Origin of the sequence: Streptomyces sp. NPDC014801, assembly GCF_043082085.1 — a bacterium.
Lineage (GTDB): Bacteria > Actinomycetota > Actinomycetes > Streptomycetales > Streptomycetaceae > Streptomyces.
The window spans coordinates 65,454-85,267 of sequence record NZ_JBIBXG010000007.1 but is presented as its reverse complement, the minus strand read 5'-3'; the positions used below and the strand labels follow the sequence as shown (position 1 = coordinate 85,267).

Below are 19,814 nucleotides of genomic sequence, written 5' to 3'. Positions count from 1 at the left end.
CCCGGTCACCACGCGGGGCCTCCCGGCGGGATGCGGCGGCTGACCATCAGCCGGTTCCAGGTGTTGATGACGGCGATCAGGCCGAGCAGATGGGCCAGTTCACGCTCGTCGAAGTGCGCGGCGGCCCGCTCGTACACCTCGTCCCGAACGAAGCCGTCCGTGAGCACGGTGACCGCCTCCGTCAGCTCCAGCGCCGCCCGCTCGCGGGCGCTGTACCGGTCGCCGGCCTCCCGCCAGGCGTTCAGCAGCTGGATCCGCTCCTCCGACTCCCCGTTCTTGCGGGCGATCGTCAGATGCATGTCGAGGCAGAACGCGCACTGGTTGATCTGCGAGGCGCGGATCATGACCAGCTCGGCGAGGGCGGGATCGCCGAGCCCCCGTTTGGCGGCGGCGCCCATCCGCTGCGTCGCCTCGCGCACCCCGGCGTCCAGCAGGGTCGTACGCGCCGTCACTTGTGCTGTCCCGGCGTGTAGTGGCCCGGGGTCATCCGGCAGGTCACGCCGAACCGGTTCCACGCGTTGATCACCGTGATCGCGGCGATCAGCTGCGTCAGCTCCGCCTCCTCGAACAGCTTCGCGGCCCGCTCGTACACCTCGTCGGGCACGAAACCGTCGGTGAGCACGGTCACCGCCTCGGTCAGCTCCAGCGCCGCCAGCTCCCGCTCGGTGTAGAAGTGCGGGGACTCCTCCCACGCGCTCAGCTGGATGATCCGCTCCACGCTCTCCCCGGCGGCGAGCGCGTCCTTGGTGTGCATGTCGAGGCAGAAGGCGCAGTGGTTGATCTGCGAGACGCGGATCTTCACCAGCTCGGCGAGCTTGGGATCGAGGCCCTTCCGGGCGGCGACGTCCAGACGGATCATGGCCTGGTACACCTCGGGCGCGTGCTGCGACCAGTTCAGGCGGGGCGGGTTCTCGGCGGCGTAGGCGACGTTCTCAGCGGTCATGCCCTCGACCCTAGGGGCGAGGCAGCCCAGCGGTATGGTCCATTCCCATGGCGAAACCCTGGGCCACTTTCGGCGTCGACCTGCACCTGGAACCCTCCGGCCCGGGCGTGCGCCGCGGACTGACCGACGCGCTGCGCGAGGCGGTGCGCAGCGGACGCCTCGCCCCCGGCACCCGGCTGCCGTCCTCCCGCTCGCTGGCCGCCGACCTCGGCATCGCCCGCAACACCGTCGCCGACGCCTACGCCGACCTGGTCGCCGAGGGCTGGCTCACCGCCCGGCAGGGCTCCGGCACCCGGGTCGCCGAGGGCGCGGTGCCCCAGCCGCCGCAGCGCCCGGCGCCCGCGCGCCGCGCCCCCGGCCGGCCCGCCCACAGCCTCCTGCCGGGCGTGCCCGACCTCGCCTCCTTCCCGCGCGCCGAGTGGCTCAAGGCCGCCCGCCGCGCACTTGCCGCCGCCCCGAACGACGTCCTCGGCTACGGCGACCCGCGCGGCCGCGCCGAACTGCGCACCGCGCTCGCCGGCTACCTCGCCCGCGCCCGCGGCGTGCGCGCCGACCCGGACCGCATCGTCGTCTGCAACGGCTTCGCCCGCGGCCTGAAACTCCTCGCCGAGGTCCTGCACGCGCGCGGCCTGCGCACCCTCGCCGTCGAGTCGTACGGCCTGGACGCGCACTGGGACCTCGTGCACCGCACCGGCCTGGCCACCGAGCCGTTGCCGCACGACGAGCACGGGCCCCGCGTCGACGCCCTCGGCGAGGGCGGCGCGGTCCTGCTGAACCCCACCCACCAGTTCCCGCTCGGCGGCGCGCTGCCGCCCGGACGGCGGGCCGCCGTCGTGGAGTGGGCGCGCCGCACCGGCGGGCTGATCCTGGAGGACGACTACGACGGCGAGTTCCGCTACGACCGCCAGCCCGTCGGCGCGCTGCAGGACCTCGACCCCGACCACGTCGTCTACCTCGGCACCGCCAGCAAGTCCCTGGCGCCCGGACTCCGGCTGGGCTGGATGGTGCTCCCGGAGTCCCTGGTCCCGGAGGTCCTGGACCATGGCGGCGCCCGCTCCGTCGGCGTCCTCGACCAGCTCACCCTGGCCGAGTTCCTCACCTCCGGCGCCTACGACCGCCACGTCCGCGCCGCCCGGCTGCGCTACCGGCGCCGCCGCGACGCCCTCGTCACCGCGCTCGCCGCCCGCGCACCCCATGTCCACGTCACCGGCATCGCGGCCGGCCTGCACGCGGTGCTGCGCCTGCCGCCCGGCACGGAACAGGCCGTGGTCCAGGCCGCCGCCTGGCAGAACCTGGCCGTCACCGGCCTCGCCCACTACCGCCACCCCCACACCACGACCACCCCCGTCGACGCTCTGGTCGTCGGCTACGGCACCCCCTCCGACCACACCTGGCCGACCACCCTGGAAGCCCTGTGCCGCGCCTTGCCGTGACCGGCACGGACGCCGGAACGGGCGGCGCCGCGACCGCAGGGGTGGCCGCCCGTTCCGGGCCGTGCCCGGGCGAGCCGTGGCTGCCCGGGTGGGGCCGCCGCGCCCCGGCACGGCCGCCGCGCCCCCGGCACGGCTGCCTCGGCGGGTCGTGACCGCCGTGCCGGGGGTCGGGCGTACGGCCGCCGTCCAGGGCGCGACGTCCTGTCGTGACCGCCCTCGGCAGGGCGGCGGCGCCGCGACCGCAGCGGCGGCTGCCCGTTCGGGGCCGTGCCGTGACCGCAGGCGCGCCCGGCTCGCTCCGGGCCCGTGGTCGTCGGCCTCACGCCTCCCCGGTCGCCGGCTCCGGGGCCTCGCCGAAGCGGGCCAGGGCCAGGGCTCCGGCCACCGCCACCGCGAAGCCGAGGACGGCCAGCCAGGCCAGGCCCTCCCGGGTGCGGTCGCCGAGCCACACCACGCCGATGAGGGCCGGGCCGACCGTCTCGCCGATCACCATGCCGGCCGTGCTCGTCGTCACCGAGCCCCGTTGCAGGGCCGACGTCAGCAGCAGGAACGCGGCACCGCCGCCGAGCAGCAGGGCGTACGCCGCCGGGTCGCGCAGCAGGTCGTAGGGGTCCAGGGAGTCGATCAGGCGGACGGAGACCTCCACCACCCCGAAGCCGAAGCCCGCGCCGAGCCCCAGCAGCAGCGCCCGCGCCCGCCCGGTCAGCCGCCCGGCCAGCGCGCCCAACAGCAGCACGCCCGCGGCCGTCGCGAGCATCGCCCAGTCCAGCCCCGCCGGACCGCTCTCCTCGCCCTCCGTGCCGGAGGCCAGCCCCAGCATCGCCAGGCCCGCGCACACCACGCCCACCGCCGCCCACTCCACGCCGCTCAGCCGCGTCCGCAGCAGCCGCGACGCGGCCACCGCCGTCACGGCGAGCGACGCGGCGAGCGCCGCCCCGACGGCGTAGATCGGCACCGAGCGCAGTGCGGCGATCTGCAGCAGGAAGCCCAGCCCGTCCAGCGCCAGGCCCGCCAGATAACGCCACTGCCGCAGGGCCCGCAGCAGCAGCGCGGCGTCCCCACCGCGGCCCGGAGCGGCGGCCGCCCGCGCCGCGATCGCCTGCAACACCGTCGCCGTACCGAAGCAGACCGCCGCGCCGAGCGCGCACACCATTCCGAAGAGCACGAAGCGACTGTAGGCGAGCGTTCCCGGGCAGGGGTCCCTGTACGGCCGCTCACACCGATCTCTAGGCTGAACGACGAGAACCGGACACCCTTTCGACGGGGAACAACCGCACACCACGGGGGAACGATGGCCGACACACGGCGACAACTGCGCTCCGGCACGGTGGTCCTCGGCGGCATGGGACTGCTCGCCGCCGCCCTGACCGCCTGCTCCTCGGACCCGGACAAGCGCTGCGTGGACCGCGGCAGCTACAACCTCTCCAAGGGCTACAAGGTCGTCTCCGACAAGAACTGCAAGTCCGGCACGGGCACCGGCGCCTGGTACTACGGCGGCAAGAAGAAGAACGGCTGGGTCGACGGCGGCTCCTTCACCAAGCCCCGCAAGGGCGGCGGCGGTTCGGGCGGTTCCGGCGGCAGCCACGGCGACGGCGTCGACCGCGGCGGCTTCGGCGGCGGCAAGGGCAGCGGCGGCGGCTGAGCGGGACACCGGGAACCGAGAAGCCAAGGACGCGAGGACCCCACCACGCATGGAACGCCGTACCGTCGCACCCCGCCCCGGCTGGCAGCAGACCGTCGAGGCACAGGGCCTGATCTACCCGCTCACCCGCTACCCCGACGACTCCCTGCGCCCGTACTGGGACGAGAGCGCCTACTACGTCTTCTCGCTGGAGGAGGTCGAGGCGCTGGAGGAGACCGTCGAGGAACTGCACCGCATGTGCCTGGCCGCCGCCGGGCACATCGTCGCCACCGGCCGCCTCGCCGACCTCGGCATCACCGACCCGCGCGTCGCTGGCGCCGTCACCGAGGCCTGGCACCGCCGCGCCGAACTGCCCTCCGTCTACGGCCGGTTCGACCTGCGCTACGACGGCACCGGCCCCGCCAAGCTGCTGGAGTACAACGCCGACACGCCGACCTCCCTGGTGGAGGCCGCGTCCCCGCAGTGGTTCTGGATGGAGGACCGCTTCCCCGGCGCCGACCAGTGGAACTCCCTGCACGAACGGCTGGTCGCCGCCTGGCGCCACCAGGCGAAGCTGCTGCCGCCCGGCAGCCCGCTGTACTTCGCGCACTCCTCCGACGACGAGCTCGGCGAGGACCTGATGACGGTCGCCTACCTCAAGGAGACCGCCGAGCAGGCCGGCCTGGACACCGACTGGATCTCCATGGAGGAGATCGGCTGGGACCCGCTCTCCGGCCGCTTCGTCGACAACCGGCTCCGCTTCATCCGCAGCTGCTTCAAGCTCTACCCCTGGGAGTGGCTGACGACCGACCGGTTCGCCGACCACGTCCTCGACACCCTCGACAACGGCGGCGGCACCGGCTCCACCCTGTGGATCGAGCCCGCCTGGAAGATGCTGCTGAGCAACAAGGCGCTGCTGGCGATCCTGTGGGAGCTGTACCCCGGCCACCCCAACCTGCTGCCCGCCTACCTCGACGGCCCCCGCGAGCTGGCCGACGGCCCCGGCTGGGTCGCCAAGCCGCTCCTCGGCCGCGAGGGCGACGGCGTGACCGTCCACGAGGCGGGCAGCGCGCCCGGCCCGCGCGACGAACCCTGCTGCTACCAGCAGCTCGCCCCGCTGCCCGCCTTCGACGGCAACCACGTCGTCCTGGGCACCTGGGTCGTCGAGGACGAGGCGGCCGGCCTCGGCATCCGCGAGTCGTCCGGCCTGATCACCGACGAGTACGCCCGCTTCCTGCCGCACGTGATCCTCTAGGGGACTTCTCCAGCGCCGTGGGGCCGGCCCGCATGGTGGACGGCCCCGCCCGGCCGTCCGGCCCGCCCGGTAGGCTGACCGTGGGCCGTGACTGGCGCGCTGGGATGGGATGGACCATCGGGGAGCGGCCCCGTCCGACACAGTGCCGTGCGCCTGGGCCGTACCGTGAACGCTGAACGCCGACGTCCGGAGGTCCCCATGTCAGCCGAGCCGCTGTCCACCGAGTCCACCGCCTTCCGAGCCGCCCTCGACGTGATCCGTGCCGTCGAGCCCCGCGTCGCCGACGCCATCGGCCAGGAGGTGCACGACCAGCGCGAGATGCTCAAGCTGATCGCCTCCGAGAACTACGCCTCCCCGGCCACCCTGCTGGCGATGGGCAACTGGTTCAGCGACAAGTACGCCGAGGGCACCGTCGGCCGCCGCTTCTACGCCGGCTGCCGCAACGTCGACACCGTCGAGTCCCTCGCCGCCGAGCACGCCCGCGAACTCTTCGGCGCCCGCCACGCCTACGTCCAGCCGCACTCCGGCATCGACGCCAACCTCGTCGCCTTCTGGGCCGTCCTCGCCGACCGCGTCGAGGCGCCCTTCCTGCAGAAGACCGGCGTCCGCCAGATCAACGACCTCACCGACGCCGACTGGGCCGAGCTGCGCCAGGCCTTCGGCAACCAGCGCATGCTCGGCATGTCCCTGGACGCCGGCGGCCACCTCACCCACGGCTTCCGCCCGAACATCTCCGGCAAGATGTTCGACCAGCGCTCCTACGGCACCGACCCGGCCACCGGCCTCATCGACTACGACGCGCTGCGCGCCCAGGCCCGCGAGTTCAAGCCGCTGATCATCGTCGCCGGCTACTCCGCGTACCCGCGCCTGGTGAACTTCCGGATCATGCGCGAGATCGCCGACGAGGTCGGCGCGACGCTGATGGTCGACATGGCGCACTTCGCCGGCCTCGTCGCGGGCAAGGTCCTCACCGGCGACTTCGACCCGGTCCCGCACGCCCAGATCGTCACCACCACCACCCACAAGTCGCTGCGCGGCCCGCGCGGCGGCATGGTGCTGTGCGACGACTCCCTCAAGGACCAGGTCGACCGCGGCTGCCCGATGGTCCTCGGCGGCCCGCTCCCGCACGTCATGGCCGCGAAGGCGGTCGCGCTGGCCGAGGCCCGGCAGGAGTCCTTCCGCGACTACGCCCAGCGCATCGTCGACAACTCCCGCGCGCTCGCCGAGGGCCTCATGCGGCGCGGCGCCACGCTGGTCACCGGCGGCACCGACAACCACCTCAACCTGATCGACGTCGCCACCTCCTACGGCCTCACCGGCCGCCAGGCCGAGCAGGCGCTGCTCGACTCCGGCATCGTCACCAACCGCAACGCGATCCCGGCCGACCCGAACGGCGCCTGGTACACCTCCGGCATCCGCGTCGGCACCCCGGCGCTCACCACCCGCGGCCTCGGCACCGCCGAGATGGACGAGGTGGCCGGCCTGATCGACCGCGTGCTGACGGCCGCCGAGCCCGGCACCACCAAGTCGGGCGCGCCCTCCAAGGCGGCGCACGTCCTCGACGAGAAGATCTCCGACGAGATCTCCCGCCGCGCCACCGACCTCGTGGCCGGCTTCCCGCTCTACCCGGAGATCGACCTGGGCTGACCCGCGCTCACAGGTCGATCAGCTCCTGACGCGGCTCACGCGGCGGTCCGGCACGGTGCCGGGCCGCCGCGCGGCGTACCAGCAGCGTGCCGGCGACCCCGGCGGCGACCCCCGCGGCCGCCCACGCCACGCGCTCCCGCACACCGCCCCCGTCCTCGCCGGCCGGCGTGCCCTCGAGCAAGGGGAAGCCGTCGCCCGCCAGCCGGTCGTACACCCGGCGGGGCGCCCGGTGCCAGCGGATGTCGTCGTCCGTCAGGTCCGGCGCCGGGTCGGTGCGCACCCAGGGGGTGCCGTCCTCGGCGAGGAACAGCTGGTCCTGGCGCAGCATCGCCACGTCGCCGCCGGGGGCGCGCCGGGTCTGCGGCCAGCCCCCGACGCCGGTCAGCCCCCACAGCACGGTGAACCGCGCCGTGGGGTACCGCCCGCGCGTCCAGTCCTGCGGTACCGGCTCGGTACCGGTGCGCTCGGGCTCCAGCAGCTCGCGGAGCCCGTCGAACACCTTCTCCCCGGCATGCCAGGCCTCGGTGCGGCCACCGTCCGTGACGACGACGGCCACGTCGGGCTCCTCGGTCACGGCCCCGGCGGGCGCCGCGACCCCCAGCACGAGCAGCGCCGCCCCCACACCCCACGATCCCCTCATCGCGGCCCCTCCCTTGTTCGCCCCGCCCAGTCTGCGCGACCATCACCCGCTCGGGGAACGCCGTGGGACGGGTTGCCCCGGAGCGCACGGCACCCGGGGCTGCCGTGACCGCCGTGGGGTGCGCGGCCCGGCGGTGCGGGGTCACCCGCAGACGAACCACCAGCGACACCCCCTGTTACCGTCCCGGAGAAAGATCGGGTCGGGTCTGTTTCCGGGCTGTTCCTGTTCGGGGTCCGCGCTCTGCGAGAATGGGCGCATGGCCTCTGATCGACCCCGCGTGCTGTCCGGCATCCAGCCCACCGCCGGCTCGTTCCACCTCGGCAACTACCTCGGCGCCGTGCGCCAGTGGGTGGCCCTCCAGGAGTCCCACGACGCGTTCTACATGGTCGTGGACCTGCACGCGATCACGGTCCCGCAGGACCCGAAGGACCTGCGCGCCAACACGCGCCTCGCCGCCGCCCAGCTCCTCGCCGCCGGCCTGGACCCGGACCGCTGCACCCTCTTCGTGCAGAGCCACGTCCCCGAGCACGCCCAGCTCGCCTGGGTCATGAACTGCCTCACCGGCTTCGGCGAGGCCGGCCGCATGACGCAGTTCAAGGACAAGTCCGCCAAGCAGGGCGCCGACCGCGCGAGCGTCGGCCTGTTCACGTACCCGATCCTCCAGGTGGCCGACATCCTGCTCTACCAGGCCCACGAGGTCCCGGTCGGCGAGGACCAGCGCCAGCACATCGAGCTGACCCGCGACCTCGCCGAGCGCTTCAACGGCCGGTTCGGCGAGACCTTCACCGTGCCGAAGCCGTACATCCTCAAGGAGACGGCGAAGATCTACGACCTTCAGGACCCGTCGATCAAGATGAGCAAGTCGGCGTCGACGCCGAAGGGCCTCATCAACCTCCTCGACGAGCCGAAGGCCACCGCGAAGAAGGTCAAGAGCGCGGTCACCGACACCGACACCGTCATCCGCTTCGACCGGGAGAACAAGCCGGGCGTCAGCAACCTCCTCTCCATCTATTCGACCCTCACCGGGACGGGTATCACCGAGCTGGAGGAGAAGTACGACGGCAAGGGCTACGGCGCGCTCAAGACGGACCTCGCCGAGGTGATGGTCGAGTTCGTGACGCCGTTCCGCGAGCGCACCCAGAGCTACCTGGACGACCCGGAGACGCTGGACTCGATCCTGGCCAAGGGCGCGGAGAAGGCGCGCGCCGTGGCCGCGGAGACCCTGGCGCAGGCCTACGACAAGGTCGGCTTCCTGCCGGCCAAGCACTGAGCGGAAACGGCACGGCGGCTCACCGTACGCGGTGAGCCGTAGAGCACACATCCGCACCCGCCCACCACGACGGCGGCAGCCGTAAAGTCGATAGCCGAGGCTGCCGCGGCAGCCACCCCTGCCCCGGACCCGCCGGGGCGACACGACGACAGGAGACGACGTGGGGACCGTAACGATCGGCGTGTCGATCGCGGTCCCGGAGCCTCACGGCAGCCTGCTCCAACAGCTGCGTGCGGGCTTCGGTGACGCCGCGGCCCACGGTATCCCCACGCACGTCACGCTGCTGCCGCCGACCGAGGTCGACGAGGGCGCCCTGCCGGCCGTGGAGGCGCACCTCACCCGCGTCGCCGCCGCCGGCCGCCCGTTCCCGATGCGCCTGCACGGCACCGGCACGTTCCGGCCGCTGTCCCCGGTGGTGTACGTCAAGGTCGTCGCGGGCGCCGAGGAGTGCACCCGGCTCCAGCAGCAGGTCCGCGACGCCTCCGGCCCCGTCGCGCGGGAGCTGCAGTTCCCGTACCACCCGCACGTCACGGTGGCGCACGGCATCGACGACGCCGCCATGGACCGCGCCTACGCCGATCTCGCCGACTACGAGGCCGACTGGTCCTGCACCGGCTTCGCCCTGTACGAGCAGGGCGCCGACGGCGTGTGGCGCAAGCTGCGCGAGTACGCCTTCGGCGGCGCGGTGGTCCCCCCGCAGGCCGGCAGCGTGGAACAGGGCTCCCTGCGCTAGAGCGAGGCGACCGCACCGCCCGGCGACGCCGCTAGAGCGGCAGGCGCCGGAACACCCCACGCGGCAGGTGCCGCAGCGCCGCCATCACCAGCCGCAGCGTGCCCGGCACCCACACCGTCTCCGAGCGGCGGCGCAGGCCGAGTTCGACGGCGGCGGCGACCGCCTCCGGCGTCGTCGCGAACGGCGTCTGATCCCGCTCACCCACCGTGCGCGTACGCACCGGGCCGGGCCGTACGACCATGACGTGCACGCCGGTGCCGTGCAGCGCGTCGCCGAGGCCCTGCGCGAAGGCGTCCAGCCCGGCCTTGCTGGAGCCGTAGATGAAGTCGGAGCGGCGGGCCCGCTCACCGGCGACGGAGGACAGCACGACGAGCGAGCCGTGCCCCTGGGTCTGCAGCGCGCGGGCGCTGACCAGGCCCGCGGAGAGGGCCCCGGTGTAGTTGGTCTGCGCGACCCGTACCGCGCAGGACGGCTCGCGCTCGTCGCGCGCCTGGTCGCCGGCCACCCCGAAGGCGAGCAGCACCAGGTCGATGTCGCCCTCCGCGAACACCTTGCCGAGGACCGTCTCGTGGGCCTCGGGGTCGAGCGCGTCGAAGGCGACGGTGCGCACGTCGGCGCCGAGCGCGCGCAGGCTCTCGGCGGACCGTTCCAGGCCGGGGGAGGGCCGCCCGGCCAGCCACACCGTGCGGGTGCGGCGCGCGATCAGCCGGCGCGCGGTGGCCAGCGCGATCTCGGACGTCCCGCCGAGGACGAGCAGGGACTGGGGAAGACCGAAGGCGTCCTTCACGAGCGGCTCCTGGAGAGGTCGTACAGAGGGCGGTGGACGAGGTCGTGGCGGGCGGGACGCCGGGCTTCAGAGCCCGAGCCGGCGGGCCAGGTCGGAGACGAACACCCCGCGCGGGTCGAGGTCCGCGCGCAGCCGGTGGAAGTCGGCCAGGCGCGGGTACATGGCGGTGAGCAGGTCGGGCCGCAGCCGGGAGTCCTTGGCGAGGCAGACGCGTCCGCCGGCCGCGGCGACCTCCTCGTCCAGCGCGTCGAGGAGGCCGGCGAGTCCGGGCAGCCGCGCCGGCAGGTCGAGGGCGAGGCTCCAGCCGGGCGTGGGGAAGGACAGCCAGCCGGGGTCGGCGTCCCCGAAGCGTTTGAGGACGGCCGGGAAGGAGGGGCAGCGGTGCGCGGACAGGCGGCCCACGATGCGGCGCAGGGCGTCCTCCTCGCCGTAGCCGACGACGCACTGGTACTGCACGACGCCGGCGCGGCCGTACAGGCGGTTCCAGTGGGGCATGCCGTCCAGGGGGTGGAACCAGCCGGTCAGCGGCCGCAGTTCGCCGCTGCGCGCGCGGGCGGCCCGGCGGTGGCGGAGTTCGCCGGCCAGCGCGGCGGTGGTGCGGCCGAGCAGCCCGGTGGGCAGCAGGGCCGGCGGGGCGGGCAGGCGGCGGGGGCGGAAGGCGAGCGGTGCGTGCCAGGCGCGGGTGCCCTCGCGCAGGGCGTCGCGGGGCGTGTGGTCGGCGTGGGTGATCACGCCCCGGCCGGTGGCCGCGCCGCGGGCGAGCAGGTCGAGGCGGGCGGTCGCGTGGCGGTGGCGGCGGGCGGCGGCGGCCAGGCGGCCCATCAGGTCGTCGAGGTCGCGGGCGCGTTCGGAGCCGACGGTCAGCAGGGACGTCTCGACCGGCTGGAGCCGGAGCGTGGCGGTGAGGATCACGCCGGTCAGGCCGAGTCCGCCGGTGGTCGCGTCGAACAGCGGGGTGCCGCGGGGCACGGTGTGGATGGAGCCGTCGGCGGTGAGCAGTTCGAAGGACAGCACATGGCGGGAGAAGGAGCCTGCGACGGGGTGGTCGCCGCCGTGCACGTCGGCGCCGATCGCGCCGCCGACGGTGACCTGGCGGGTGCCCGGCACCACCGGGACGAACCAGCCGAGCGGCAGCAGCACCTCCATCAGCCGGTGCAGCGAGACCCCGGCGTCGACCAGCGCGGTGCCGTCGTCGGCGTCGACGACGTGGACGCGGTCGAGCGCGGTCATGTCGAGCACGCAGCCGCCGGCGTTCTGCGCGGCGTCCCCGTAGGCCCGGCCGAGCCCGCGGGCGATGCCGCCGCGGGCTCCGCACTCCCGGACGGCGGCCACGGCCTCCGCGTAGTCGCGGGGGCGGATCAGCCGGGCGGCGGTGGGGGCGGTGCGGCCCCACCCGGTGACGGGCACGGTGTCGGTTGCCATGAAAAGACGCTATCGACACGAAATGCGCCGTTAGTTTACTAACATTCCGACTCTGCACAGAACGGGTGATTAGTGGGACAACGACACGGTATCGGCGGTGGTGCTTGGGCGGCCCGTGACCAGGGGAGATCACGAGCATGGACTGGCTGACCCGACTCCCCGTCGTCGGACCGCTGCTCGCGCGCCTGATGCTCACGCACGCGTGGCGGTCCTACGAGCGGCTGGACCGCGTGAAGTGGACGCGGCTGGCGGCCGCGATGACGTTCGTCAGCTTCGTCGCGCTCTTCCCGCTGCTCACCGTCGGCGCCGCGATCGCCGCCGCCACCCTGAGCACCGGTCAGCAGAAGACCCTGGAGGACAAGATCGCCGACCAGGTCCCCGGCATCTCCGACCAGCTCGACATCCAGGGCCTGGTGGACAACGCCGGCACCGTCGGCCTCATCGCCGGCGCGGTCCTGCTGCTCACCGGCATCGGCTGGGTCGGCCAGGTGCGGGACTGCCTGCGCGCGGTGTGGGAGTTGCCGGACAGCACCGAGAACCCGCTGCTGAACAAGGCGAAGGACGCCGGGATCCTGCTCGGCCTCGGCGGCGCGCTGCTGCTCACCTTCGCCGCGTCCACGATCGCCTCGGCCGCGGTCGGCTGGATCTCCCGCCAGGCCGGCCTCGACGAACACGGCTGGGGCAGCGTCCTGCTGCGCGTCGCCGCGTTCGCCGTCGCCGCCCTCGCCGACTTCCTGGTGCTGCTGTACGTGCTCACCCTGCTGCCCGGTGTCGAACCGCCGCGCCGCCGGCTGCTGGTCGCCGCCCTGCTCGGCGCGGTCGGTTTCGAACTGCTCAAGCTGCTGCTGAGCGGCTACATCCAGGGGATCGCCGCGAAGAGCATGTACGGCGCGTTCGGTGTCCCCGTCGCCCTGCTGCTGTGGATCAACTTCACGTCGAAGCTGGTGCTGTACTGCGCCGCCTGGACGGCGACGCGCAGCAAGGAGGAGGAGGGCGTCAGCGTCGACGCCCCACCGGCCACCGCCGGTTGACGAGGAACGCGCCGCCGCCGAGCAGCACCAGCACACCGCCGGCGATGCCGAGCGCGACACCCATGCCGCCGGAGCCGCTCGCGGTCGGGGCGCTCGCCGCCGCCTTGCCGGCCGCGGGTCCGCCCGAGGTGGACTCGGCGCCCTGCCCGGACGAGGCCGCCGCCCCGGGCTGGGCGGTGGCGGCCACGCTCTTCGGCGCGACCAGCTCACCCACCGGCCGCACCTTCCCGGCCGCCTGGAAACCCCAGTCCAGCAGCCGTGCGGTCTCCTTGTAGACCTCGTTGTGCTCGCTCTTCTCGGGGTGCATCACGGTGACGAGCAGCACATGCCCGCCGCGCTCGGCGACGCCGGTGAAGGTGGCACCCGCGTTGGTGGTGTTGCCGTTCTTCACGCCCGCGATGCCCTGGTAGACGGGCACATCGTGGTCGGTGCCGCTCAGCAGCCGGTTGGTGTTCTGGATCTCGAAGGACTTACGGACGGTTTTGCCCGACTTGTCCTTCTCGGTCTGGCCGGGGAACTGCGCCTTCACCGTGGAGCAGTACTCGCGGAAGTCCTTCTTCTGCAGCCCGGAGCGGGCGAACAGCGTCAGGTCGTACGCCGAGGACACCTGCCCGGGGGCGTCGTAGCCGTCCGGGGTGACCACGTGCGTGTCGAGCGCCTGGAGTTCCTCGGCGTGCTCGTTCATCTCCTTCACGGTGGCGTCCACGCCGCCGTTCATCGACGACAGCACGTGCACCGCGTCGTTGCCGGAGCGCAGGAACACCCCGAGCCACAGGTCGTGCACCGTGTAGGTCTCGTTCTCCTTTATCCCCACCATGCTGGAGCCGGAGCCCACGCCGAGCAGGTCGTTCGGCACCACCTTGTGCTGCGTGGAGGCGGGGAACTTCGGCAGCACCGTGTCCGCGAACAGCATCTTCATCGTGCTCGCCGGCGCCAGCCGCCAGTGCGGGTTGTGCGCGGCGAGCACCTCGCCGGACTCGGCGTCGGCGACGATCCAGGACCGCGCGGTGACGTCCTTGGGCAGCACCGGCACCCCGGTGGCCAGATTCACCTGGGTCCCCGGCAGCCCGAGCCGCGCCCCGCCCACCGTGGACATGGACGCCGGGGGCGTGACCGACGGACTGGCCGACGGGGAGGGCTTGGGGGCGGCGAGGGCCGCCGGCGCGGTCAGCGCGAGAGACAACAGAGTCGCGGAGGTGACCAGCAGCGATCGCCTGCCGGTCCTACGGGGTGCGGGCACGACGCAGAACGTACCTCCCGCGCCCGCCGAAGTCCCGCCCCGCCCCCCACCCCGCGCATGGAACCGGACACGCGACCGCGATACTGAGGGTATGAAGCTCAGCCGCCCGGTCTCCTGGTTCCTGCTCGCCTTCGGGGTGTGGAGCTGGGTCATCTGGGTCACTTTCGTCAAAAATCTCATCAAGGACGGCAGCGGGCTCGCCTTCGACGACGGCCGTCCGACGGCGTACTTCTGGGTGCACCTGCTGCTCGCGATCGTTTCCTTCGTATGGGGGACGGTCATCGGGGTCATCGGGTTGCGCGGAGTGCGCGCACTGCGCCGCACGTCATAGTCCGACCACGGGAAACGGGGGAGGGGCACGGTGATCGTCGTCTTCGCGCTCGTGGCGCTGCTCGTGCTGGCCGTCGTCGTGGCGGCCAACTGGTATGTGTGGCGGCGCCTGTTCCGCGACCCGACCACGGGCCCCGGCCGCACCCGCCGCCTGGGCGCGGCCCTGATCGCGGGCGGCTGGGCCCTCGCCGTCGGCGCGCTCGTCGCCGAACGCACCGGCGCCCCGTTCTGGCTGCAGCGGGTGCTGGCCTGGCCCGGCTTCCTGTGGCTGGCCCTGTCGGTCTACCTGCTGCTGGCCGTCCTCGCCGGCGAGCTGCTGCGGCCGCTGCTCCTGCGGCTGCCGCGCCGGCGCCGGCCCGCCGAGACGGCCGTACCCCACCCGGAGCCGGTGCCCGCGGGCGGCCCGCCGCGGGCCCCCGAGGCGCCGCGGCCGCACGGGGCGACGCCCGTCGCCGCGCCCTCGCGCCGCCTGGTCGTCTCCCGCCTCGTCGCCTCGGCGGCCGCCGCCACGGCCGTCGGCACCGTCGGATACGGCACCTACGGCGTCCTGCGCGGCCCGCGGGTGAAGCACGTCACGGTGCCGCTCGCCAAGCTGCCGCGCGCCGCGCACGGTTACCGCATCGCCGTGGTCAGCGACATCCACCTCGGGCCGGTCCTGGGCCGCGGCTTCGCGCAGAAGGTCGTCGACACGATCAACGCCACCCAGCCCGACCTGATCGCCGTCGTCGGCGACCTCGTCGACGGCAGCGTCAAGGACCTCGGCCCCGCCGCCGCCCCGCTCGCCGGGCTGCGGGCCCGGCACGGCGCGTACTTCGTCACCGGCAACCACGAGTACTTCTCCGGCGCCGAGCAGTGGGTGGAGGAGGTCCGCCGGCTCGGCCTGCGCCCGCTGGAGAACGCCCGCACCGAGATGCCCTGGTTCGACCTCGCCGGCGTCAACGACGTGCAGGGCGAGAGCGAGGGACACGGCCCCGACTTCACCCGCGCCCTCGGCGACCGGGACACCACGCGCGCGTGCGTGCTGCTCGCCCACCAGCCGGTGCAGATCCACGAGGCCGTCCGGCACGGCGTCGACCTCCAGCTCTCCGGCCACACCCACGGCGGCCAGCTCTGGCCCGGCAACCTCCTCGCGGCCGCCGCCAACCCGACCGTGGCCGGCCTGGAACGCTACGGCGACACCCAGCTCTACGTCAGCCGCGGCGCCGGCGCCTGGGGCCCGCCGACCCGGGTGGGCGCCCCCTCGGACATCACGATCGTGGAACTGGCCTCACGGCAGGCCTGAGCGAACCTTCACGAATCAACCAAATCCTCTTCCCCCGCATGAAACTCCTGTGATTAATTGAGCCGCGCGCCACTAATAGGGGAGTGGCCGCCACTTGGGGGAGTGGCACTGCACAGGGGGGCCCGCGACGGGCCCGTGGGAGGGCAACACCACCATGCGATCACTTCGCATGCGCATTCTGGCGGCCGTACTCGTCCTGGCCACCGCCGGAGTGGTCGGATGGCAGCTGCTGCCGTCACAGGGAAACAAGAACAAGACCATCGTGGTCGGCACGACCGACACCATCACCTCGCTCGACCCGGCGGGCGCCTACGACGCCGGTTCCTGGGCGCTGTTCAGCAACGTCTTCCAGTCGCTGCTCACCTTCGAACCCGGCGGCACCCAGCCCGTGCCGGACGCGGCGAAGAACTGCTCCTTCGTCGCCGGGAGCCTGCGCACCTACCGCTGCGAACTGCGGGACGACCTCGCCTTCCCCAGCGGCCGCGCGGTGACCGCCCAGGACGTGAAGTACTCCTTCGACCGGATCAAGAAGATCAACTCCGACGTCGGCCCGGCAGCCCTGCTGTCCACGCTCGCCTCGGTCGACGCCCGGGACCGCACGGTCACCTTCCACCTGTCCTCGCCCGACGCCACGTTCCCGTTCAAGGTGGCCACCGGCGCCGGCGCCATCGTCGACGCCGAGCGCTACCCGGCCGACGCCCTGCGCCAGGACACGAGCGCCGACGGCACCGGGCCGTACGAGCTGGCCTCGTACACCAAGGGCGCCAAGGCCGTCCTGAAGCCCAACTCCCGCTACCACGGCGCCATCAAGAACACCGGCACGCCCATCGAGCTGCGCTACTACAAGGACCCGACGGCCCTGAACGGCGCCTGGAAGGCCAAGCAGGTCGACGTCGCCACCCGGCAGCTGCCGCCCACCGTGCTCGCCGGCCTCAACGCCAGCGACCCCGGGCAGCGCGTCTTCGAGGCCGACAGCTCCGAGACCCGCAACCTGTACTTCAACACCCACAAGGGCTCCCCGCTGCACGACGCGCGCGTGCGCCGCGCCATCGCCTGGCTGGTCAACCGCGAGCAGCTCGCCGGGGACGTCTACGACGGCACGGTCGAGCCGCTGTACTCGCTGATCCCGACCGGCATCATCGGCCACACCACGTCCTTCTTCGACACCTACCCCAAGCAGGACGCGGCCAAGGCGCGCGCCCTGCTCGCCGAGGCCGGGGTGAGCCTGCCGGTCCGCTTCACCTACGGCTACGGCATCGGCAGCGGCGCCGCCGAGCAGGAGGCGAACGAGCTCAAGCGGCAGCTGGAGGCGAGCGGCCTGTTCAAGGTCGACGTCAAGGGCTACGAGTGGACCGACTTCCAGAAGCGCTGGGCGACCGGCAAGCTGGACGCGTACGCGGTCGGCTGGGTCGCCGACTACCCGGACCCGGACACCTTCACCGGCCCGCTCGTCGCCACCGACGCCACGATGAACACCGGCTACAGCGACAAGACGGTCGACACCTACATCCGCTCCTCGCAGCAGTACGCCGACCGCGGCCGCTCCGCCACGGACTTCCGCCGCCTGCAGGGCCGTATCGCCGAGGACGTCCCGGTGATCCCGCTGTGGCAGAGCAAGGAGTACGTCGTCACGAACGTCGACGTCAGCGGCGGCCAGTACCTGTCGGACGGAAACGGCGTGTTCCGGCTGTGGCAGCTGACCTGGATCTGAGACCGCTTACCCGGGACCGGGGCTGAGACCGCCCGGCCGGGGGCCGTGACCGTCGGCGGGACCGAGACCGCCCGGCCCGGGGCCGGGACGCGCTCAGCGGTCCCGGTCCTTCCCGCCCGGCGCCGGCAGCACCTTCGTCATCCCGGGCAGGAAGTCCGTGAACAGCTCGTGCACCTCGCGCACCAGCGGCCGCAGCACCCGGAACCGGGCCAGCGACACACCGCGCGCGGTGATCCGCGCGCCGCGCTCGGCGAGCCGGTAGCTGCGCTCGCGCCCCGGGGTGCGGTCGAAGATCCAGTACAGCACCAGCCCCATCTGCGCGAGCCACATCAACTCGGGCAGGGCGTCCCGCAGTTCCTCGGGCACCTTGGTCTTCACCGAGCCCGCCAGCACCGCCCGGTGCACGCTGATCGCCTCCTCGCGCGCGTGCTCCGACTCCTGCGAGAAGGGGCTGAGCGGGCTGTCCGGGTCGGCGGCGTTCTTGAAGAACTGCACCGCGAACTCGTGGTACGGCGCCGCCACGTCCAGCCAGGTCTTCAGCACACCCGCGAGCCGCGCCTCGAAGTCGGTCTCCCGCGCCAGCACATCGCGGACCGCCGCCTGGTGCTCGGCGGCGATCCGGTCGTAGAAGCCCTGGATCAGGTGCTCCTTGCCGGCGAAGTAGTAGTAGGCGTTGCCGACGGAGACACCGGCCTCCTGGGCGATGGCCCGCATGGTGGTCTTGTCGTAGCCCCGCTCCTGGAACAGCCGCATCGCCGTCTCCAGGATCAGCGCGCGGGTCTGCTCCGACTTCTCGGACTTCGGGGTCGCGGGGCCCTCATGCGGGCTGTCGTTCTTGGCGGGCACGACACCAGAGCCTAGTCAGTGGCGCAGGCGCCGTCGTCACAGCCGGGTGGGTTGTACGTCCAGCCGCTCCCGGGCGCGTACGACCAGCCGTCGCCCCGGCGGTACACCCGCCCGCCCCACCCCTGCGGCCGGCCCCGCCACTTCGCGGCCGCGAGCACCGCGCCCCGGGCCAGGCGCGCGCCCGCCGGGGTGCTCAGCCGGTGGGCGAGGGGCCGGTGCTCGCGCAGGGCCCACAGGACGACGATCCAGGCGGCGGCGTCCCGGTAGACCTGGCCTCCGTCGCCGACGACGGTGACCTCCTCCAGGGTGGCCCGGTGGTCGAGGCCTGGGAAGCGCCGCCGGGCCTCGACCGACCCGGCGGGGACCAGCTCCAGCGGCACCAGCTGCGGCTGCCGGACGAGCCAGTCCCGCAGGAAGGCGCACAGGCCGCACTCGGCGTCGTAGAGGACGGTGAGCCCGCGCACGGCGCCTTTCCCGGCGGTCACGTCGTTCACGCCCCGGTGCCCGGCGCCACCCAGCCCTGCGGCGGGACGGGCGGCACCTGCTCGCGCTCCATCACCCCGCGCCGGCGGATCCGGTTGAGCACGTACACGTTGCCGAGGTGCATCACGCCGAGGACCAGCAGCACCACGCCGAGCTTGGTGGACAGGGCCTCGAAGATGCCGCGGGTGTCCTCGATGGACTGGTCGCCGCTGAGGTAGAGGGCGACGAAGCCGAGGTTCACCAGGTAGAAGCCGACGACCAGCAGGCGGTTGACGGCGTCGGCGAGCTTGTCGTTGCCGTGCAGGACGTCGGCCAGGAACACCCGGCCGTTGCGGCTGAGCGTCCGGGCCACCCAGATCGTCAGCGCGATGCTGACGACCAGGTAGATGACGTAGGCGATGACGGTGCGGTCCATGCCCCACCCCTTCTTGAACGCGTTCAAAACGCTGACGTCATGGACTGTAGTCCTGTTTTTGAACGCGTTCAAGAAGAGTGGGCGGCCGGCCGGCTCCGGCGGTCGCGGATGCGGCGCGGATCAGGTGCGGCGCCCCAGTTCGGGCCGCTTGGAGTAGTCCGTGAACCCGACGACGTTGCCCCAGGGGTCGGCGATCTCGACGGTCCATCCGGTGGCCACGGCGAACGGCTCCTCCAGGGGTGCGATCCCGGCCGCGGCGAGGCGCCGGGCGGCGAGCCGGGCGTCGGGGACCTCCACCCACACGCGGGAGGCGGGCCAGGCGGGCGACCGGTACCCGAGCGCGTCCTCCTGCCGCAGCAGGATCCCCGGCGTCTCGGCGCCCACCCGCAGCAGCGCGATCCCGGCCTCGTCGAGCCGGAACCCGACGGCGAATCCGGCCCGCTCGTAGAACCCCACGGCCTCACCGAGATCGCCGACGGGCAGCAGTACGTTGTCGAACCCGAGCAGTTCGTACGACTCGTCATCTGACATACCGTCAGAATAGGTGCATGTCCGCCCGTAGCCGGTGATTGGCGGCACGTCGTCGCGCGGCAGGGGGCGGTGGGTGCCGGTGGACGCGGTGGGCTTCTCCGCCGCGGCCCCCTTCGGGCAAGATGGCGACGACTCGTCCGCGATCATGGCTATCTCGCACCCCGAGCGCGGCGGAATCGGATCCCAGGAGCACA

General features: G+C 73.2%; 21 protein-coding genes and 1 riboswitch. Of the genes, 10 read left to right on the top strand and 11 right to left on the bottom strand.

The window, feature by feature from the left end; genetic code table 11:
* Positions 1-5 precede the first annotated feature (5 nt).
* Positions 6-452, bottom strand: coding sequence for a carboxymuconolactone decarboxylase family protein (locus tag ACF1AL_RS17930; protein ID WP_391703908.1), 447 nt, complete (start codon positions 450-452; stop codon positions 6-8).
* Complete coding sequence (locus ACF1AL_RS17925) at positions 449-943, bottom strand: carboxymuconolactone decarboxylase family protein (protein ID WP_366837964.1); 495 nt, start codon at positions 941-943, stop codon at positions 449-451. Before ACF1AL_RS17925 ends, ACF1AL_RS17930 begins: the two co-directional genes overlap by 4 nt.
* A 47-nt stretch (positions 944-990) precedes the next feature.
* Between ACF1AL_RS17925 and ACF1AL_RS17920 the strand changes: the two genes are divergently transcribed.
* Positions 991-2,376 carry a PLP-dependent aminotransferase family protein gene (locus tag ACF1AL_RS17920; RefSeq protein ID WP_391826455.1) on the top strand — a complete coding sequence of 462 codons (1,386 nt, stop codon included), beginning with the start codon at positions 991-993 and terminating at the stop codon, positions 2,374-2,376.
* A gap of 319 nt (positions 2,377-2,695) precedes the next feature.
* Here the strand turns inward: ACF1AL_RS17920 and ACF1AL_RS17915 are convergent, their stop codons facing one another.
* Complete coding sequence (locus tag ACF1AL_RS17915) at positions 2,696-3,529, bottom strand: DMT family transporter (protein ID WP_391660146.1); 834 nt, start codon at positions 3,527-3,529, stop codon at positions 2,696-2,698.
* Positions 3,530-3,667: 138 nt separating this feature from the next.
* Between ACF1AL_RS17915 and ACF1AL_RS17910 the strand changes: the two genes are divergently transcribed.
* The 3 genes from ACF1AL_RS17910 to ACF1AL_RS17900 all read left to right on the top strand — a co-directional run bounded on the left by ACF1AL_RS17910 (position 3,668) and on the right by ACF1AL_RS17900 (position 6,899).
* Positions 3,668-4,018 (top strand): hypothetical protein, encoded by a 351-nt coding sequence (locus ACF1AL_RS17910; protein ID WP_366837966.1) that lies wholly within the window; start codon positions 3,668-3,670, stop codon positions 4,016-4,018.
* Positions 4,019-4,067: 49 nt separating this feature from the next.
* Entirely contained in the window at positions 4,068-5,252 is a 1,185-nt protein-coding gene (locus ACF1AL_RS17905) for a glutathionylspermidine synthase family protein (RefSeq protein ID WP_386915102.1), read from the top strand.
* Between the two features lie 77 nt (positions 5,253-5,329).
* Positions 5,330-5,418, top strand: a riboswitch (ZMP/ZTP riboswitch).
* 32 nt (positions 5,419-5,450) lie between these two features.
* Positions 5,451-6,899 (top strand): glycine hydroxymethyltransferase, encoded by a 1,449-nt coding sequence (locus ACF1AL_RS17900; protein WP_366837968.1) that lies wholly within the window; start codon positions 5,451-5,453, stop codon positions 6,897-6,899.
* Between the two features lie 7 nt (positions 6,900-6,906).
* Here the strand turns inward: ACF1AL_RS17900 and ACF1AL_RS17895 are convergent, their stop codons facing one another.
* The gene (locus ACF1AL_RS17895) at positions 6,907-7,539 is read right to left on the bottom strand and encodes a hypothetical protein (protein ID WP_391826453.1); all 633 of its coding nucleotides are present in this window, start codon (positions 7,537-7,539) and stop codon (positions 6,907-6,909) included.
* A 256-nt stretch (positions 7,540-7,795) separates the two neighbouring features.
* On the opposite strand from ACF1AL_RS17895, the gene trpS reads away from it, so the two are divergent.
* Positions 7,796-8,809 (top strand): tryptophan--tRNA ligase, encoded by a 1,014-nt coding sequence (gene trpS, locus ACF1AL_RS17890; RefSeq protein WP_366837970.1) that lies wholly within the window; start codon positions 7,796-7,798, stop codon positions 8,807-8,809.
* 160 nt (positions 8,810-8,969) lie between these two features.
* Positions 8,970-9,542: a 2'-5' RNA ligase family protein gene (locus ACF1AL_RS17885; protein WP_366837972.1), complete on the top strand. Its 573-nt coding sequence runs from the start codon at positions 8,970-8,972 to the stop codon at positions 9,540-9,542.
* Between the two features lie 31 nt (positions 9,543-9,573).
* Here the strand turns inward: ACF1AL_RS17885 and ACF1AL_RS17880 are convergent, their stop codons facing one another.
* Both ACF1AL_RS17880 and ACF1AL_RS17875 read right to left on the bottom strand, forming a co-directional pair.
* A complete protein-coding gene (locus ACF1AL_RS17880) occupies positions 9,574-10,329 on the bottom strand; it encodes a decaprenylphospho-beta-D-erythro-pentofuranosid-2-ulose 2-reductase (protein WP_391703899.1) in 756 nt (251 codons plus the stop codon).
* A 66-nt stretch (positions 10,330-10,395) separates the two neighbouring features.
* The gene (locus ACF1AL_RS17875; RefSeq protein ID WP_391703897.1) at positions 10,396-11,751 is read right to left on the bottom strand and encodes an FAD-binding protein; all 1,356 of its coding nucleotides are present in this window, start codon (positions 11,749-11,751) and stop codon (positions 10,396-10,398) included.
* A gap of 137 nt (positions 11,752-11,888) precedes the next feature.
* Here ACF1AL_RS17875 and ACF1AL_RS17870 point away from each other — a divergent pair, with 137 nt between their 5' ends.
* The gene (locus ACF1AL_RS17870; RefSeq protein WP_391703894.1) at positions 11,889-12,782 is read left to right on the top strand and encodes a YihY/virulence factor BrkB family protein; all 894 of its coding nucleotides are present in this window, start codon (positions 11,889-11,891) and stop codon (positions 12,780-12,782) included.
* On the opposite strand, the gene ACF1AL_RS17865 is transcribed toward ACF1AL_RS17870, so the two are convergent.
* Positions 12,748-14,022 (bottom strand): D-alanyl-D-alanine carboxypeptidase family protein, encoded by a 1,275-nt coding sequence (locus tag ACF1AL_RS17865; protein WP_386419642.1) that lies wholly within the window; start codon positions 14,020-14,022, stop codon positions 12,748-12,750. The two genes, ACF1AL_RS17870 and ACF1AL_RS17865, sit on opposite strands and share 35 nt — an antisense overlap.
* 91 nt (positions 14,023-14,113) lie before the next feature.
* On the opposite strand from ACF1AL_RS17865, the gene ACF1AL_RS17860 reads away from it, so the two are divergent.
* The 3 genes from ACF1AL_RS17860 (at position 14,114) to ACF1AL_RS17850 (ending at position 17,345) form a co-directional block, all read left to right on the top strand.
* Positions 14,114-14,353 (top strand): SCO4848 family membrane protein, encoded by a 240-nt coding sequence (locus ACF1AL_RS17860; RefSeq protein ID WP_366837977.1) that lies wholly within the window; start codon positions 14,114-14,116, stop codon positions 14,351-14,353.
* 30 nt (positions 14,354-14,383) lie between these two features.
* Positions 14,384-15,634: a metallophosphoesterase gene (locus tag ACF1AL_RS17855; RefSeq protein ID WP_391703891.1), complete on the top strand. Its 1,251-nt coding sequence runs from the start codon at positions 14,384-14,386 to the stop codon at positions 15,632-15,634.
* A 169-nt stretch (positions 15,635-15,803) separates the two neighbouring features.
* On the top strand, positions 15,804-17,345 hold the full coding sequence (locus tag ACF1AL_RS17850) for an ABC transporter substrate-binding protein (protein WP_391826451.1): 1,542 nt from the start codon (positions 15,804-15,806) through the stop codon (positions 17,343-17,345).
* A gap of 93 nt (positions 17,346-17,438) precedes the next feature.
* On the opposite strand, the gene ACF1AL_RS17845 is transcribed toward ACF1AL_RS17850, so the two are convergent.
* From ACF1AL_RS17845 to ACF1AL_RS17830, 4 genes are all read right to left on the bottom strand, one after another.
* Positions 17,439-18,191, bottom strand: a complete 753-nt coding sequence (locus ACF1AL_RS17845; protein WP_391826449.1) for a TetR/AcrR family transcriptional regulator — start codon at positions 18,189-18,191, stop codon at positions 17,439-17,441.
* An 11-nt stretch (positions 18,192-18,202) separates the two neighbouring features.
* A complete protein-coding gene (locus ACF1AL_RS17840) occupies positions 18,203-18,685 on the bottom strand; it encodes a thiol-disulfide oxidoreductase DCC family protein (protein WP_391826446.1) in 483 nt (160 codons plus the stop codon).
* Positions 18,682-19,089, bottom strand: coding sequence for a hypothetical protein (locus tag ACF1AL_RS17835; protein ID WP_391703879.1), 408 nt, complete (start codon positions 19,087-19,089; stop codon positions 18,682-18,684). Before ACF1AL_RS17835 ends, ACF1AL_RS17840 begins: the two co-directional genes overlap by 4 nt.
* A gap of 120 nt (positions 19,090-19,209) precedes the next feature.
* Complete coding sequence (locus ACF1AL_RS17830) at positions 19,210-19,620, bottom strand: VOC family protein (RefSeq protein WP_386584327.1); 411 nt, start codon at positions 19,618-19,620, stop codon at positions 19,210-19,212.
* Positions 19,621-19,814: the final 194 nt, after the last annotated feature.

What these genes read in the sequence shown, in the direction of transcription:
- ACF1AL_RS17860 (WP_366837977.1), top strand. Translation starts at nt 14,114, where the DNA reads ATGAAGCTCAGCCGCCCGGTCTCCTGGTTCCTGCTCGCCTTCGGGGTG.
- ACF1AL_RS17875 (WP_391703897.1), bottom strand. Translation starts at nt 11,751, where the DNA reads ATGGCAACCGACACCGTGCCCGTCACCGGGTGGGGCCGCACCGCCCCC.
- ACF1AL_RS17830 (WP_386584327.1), bottom strand. Translation starts at nt 19,620, where the DNA reads ATGTCAGATGACGAGTCGTACGAACTGCTCGGGTTCGACAACGTACTG.
- ACF1AL_RS17905 (WP_386915102.1), top strand. Translation starts at nt 4,068, where the DNA reads ATGGAACGCCGTACCGTCGCACCCCGCCCCGGCTGGCAGCAGACCGTC.
- ACF1AL_RS17925 (WP_366837964.1), bottom strand. Translation starts at nt 943, where the DNA reads ATGACCGCTGAGAACGTCGCCTACGCCGCCGAGAACCCGCCCCGCCTG.
- ACF1AL_RS17835 (WP_391703879.1), bottom strand. Translation starts at nt 19,089, where the DNA reads ATGGACCGCACCGTCATCGCCTACGTCATCTACCTGGTCGTCAGCATC.
- ACF1AL_RS17895 (WP_391826453.1), bottom strand. Translation starts at nt 7,539, where the DNA reads ATGAGGGGATCGTGGGGTGTGGGGGCGGCGCTGCTCGTGCTGGGGGTC.
- ACF1AL_RS17850 (WP_391826451.1), top strand. Translation starts at nt 15,804, where the DNA reads ATGCGCATTCTGGCGGCCGTACTCGTCCTGGCCACCGCCGGAGTGGTC.
- ACF1AL_RS17870 (WP_391703894.1), top strand. Translation starts at nt 11,889, where the DNA reads ATGGACTGGCTGACCCGACTCCCCGTCGTCGGACCGCTGCTCGCGCGC.
- ACF1AL_RS17900 (WP_366837968.1), top strand. Translation starts at nt 5,451, where the DNA reads ATGTCAGCCGAGCCGCTGTCCACCGAGTCCACCGCCTTCCGAGCCGCC.
- ACF1AL_RS17920 (WP_391826455.1), top strand. Translation starts at nt 991, where the DNA reads ATGGCGAAACCCTGGGCCACTTTCGGCGTCGACCTGCACCTGGAACCC.
- ACF1AL_RS17915 (WP_391660146.1), bottom strand. Translation starts at nt 3,529, where the DNA reads ATGGTGTGCGCGCTCGGCGCGGCGGTCTGCTTCGGTACGGCGACGGTG.
- trpS (WP_366837970.1), top strand. Translation starts at nt 7,796, where the DNA reads ATGGCCTCTGATCGACCCCGCGTGCTGTCCGGCATCCAGCCCACCGCC.
- ACF1AL_RS17910 (WP_366837966.1), top strand. Translation starts at nt 3,668, where the DNA reads ATGGCCGACACACGGCGACAACTGCGCTCCGGCACGGTGGTCCTCGGC.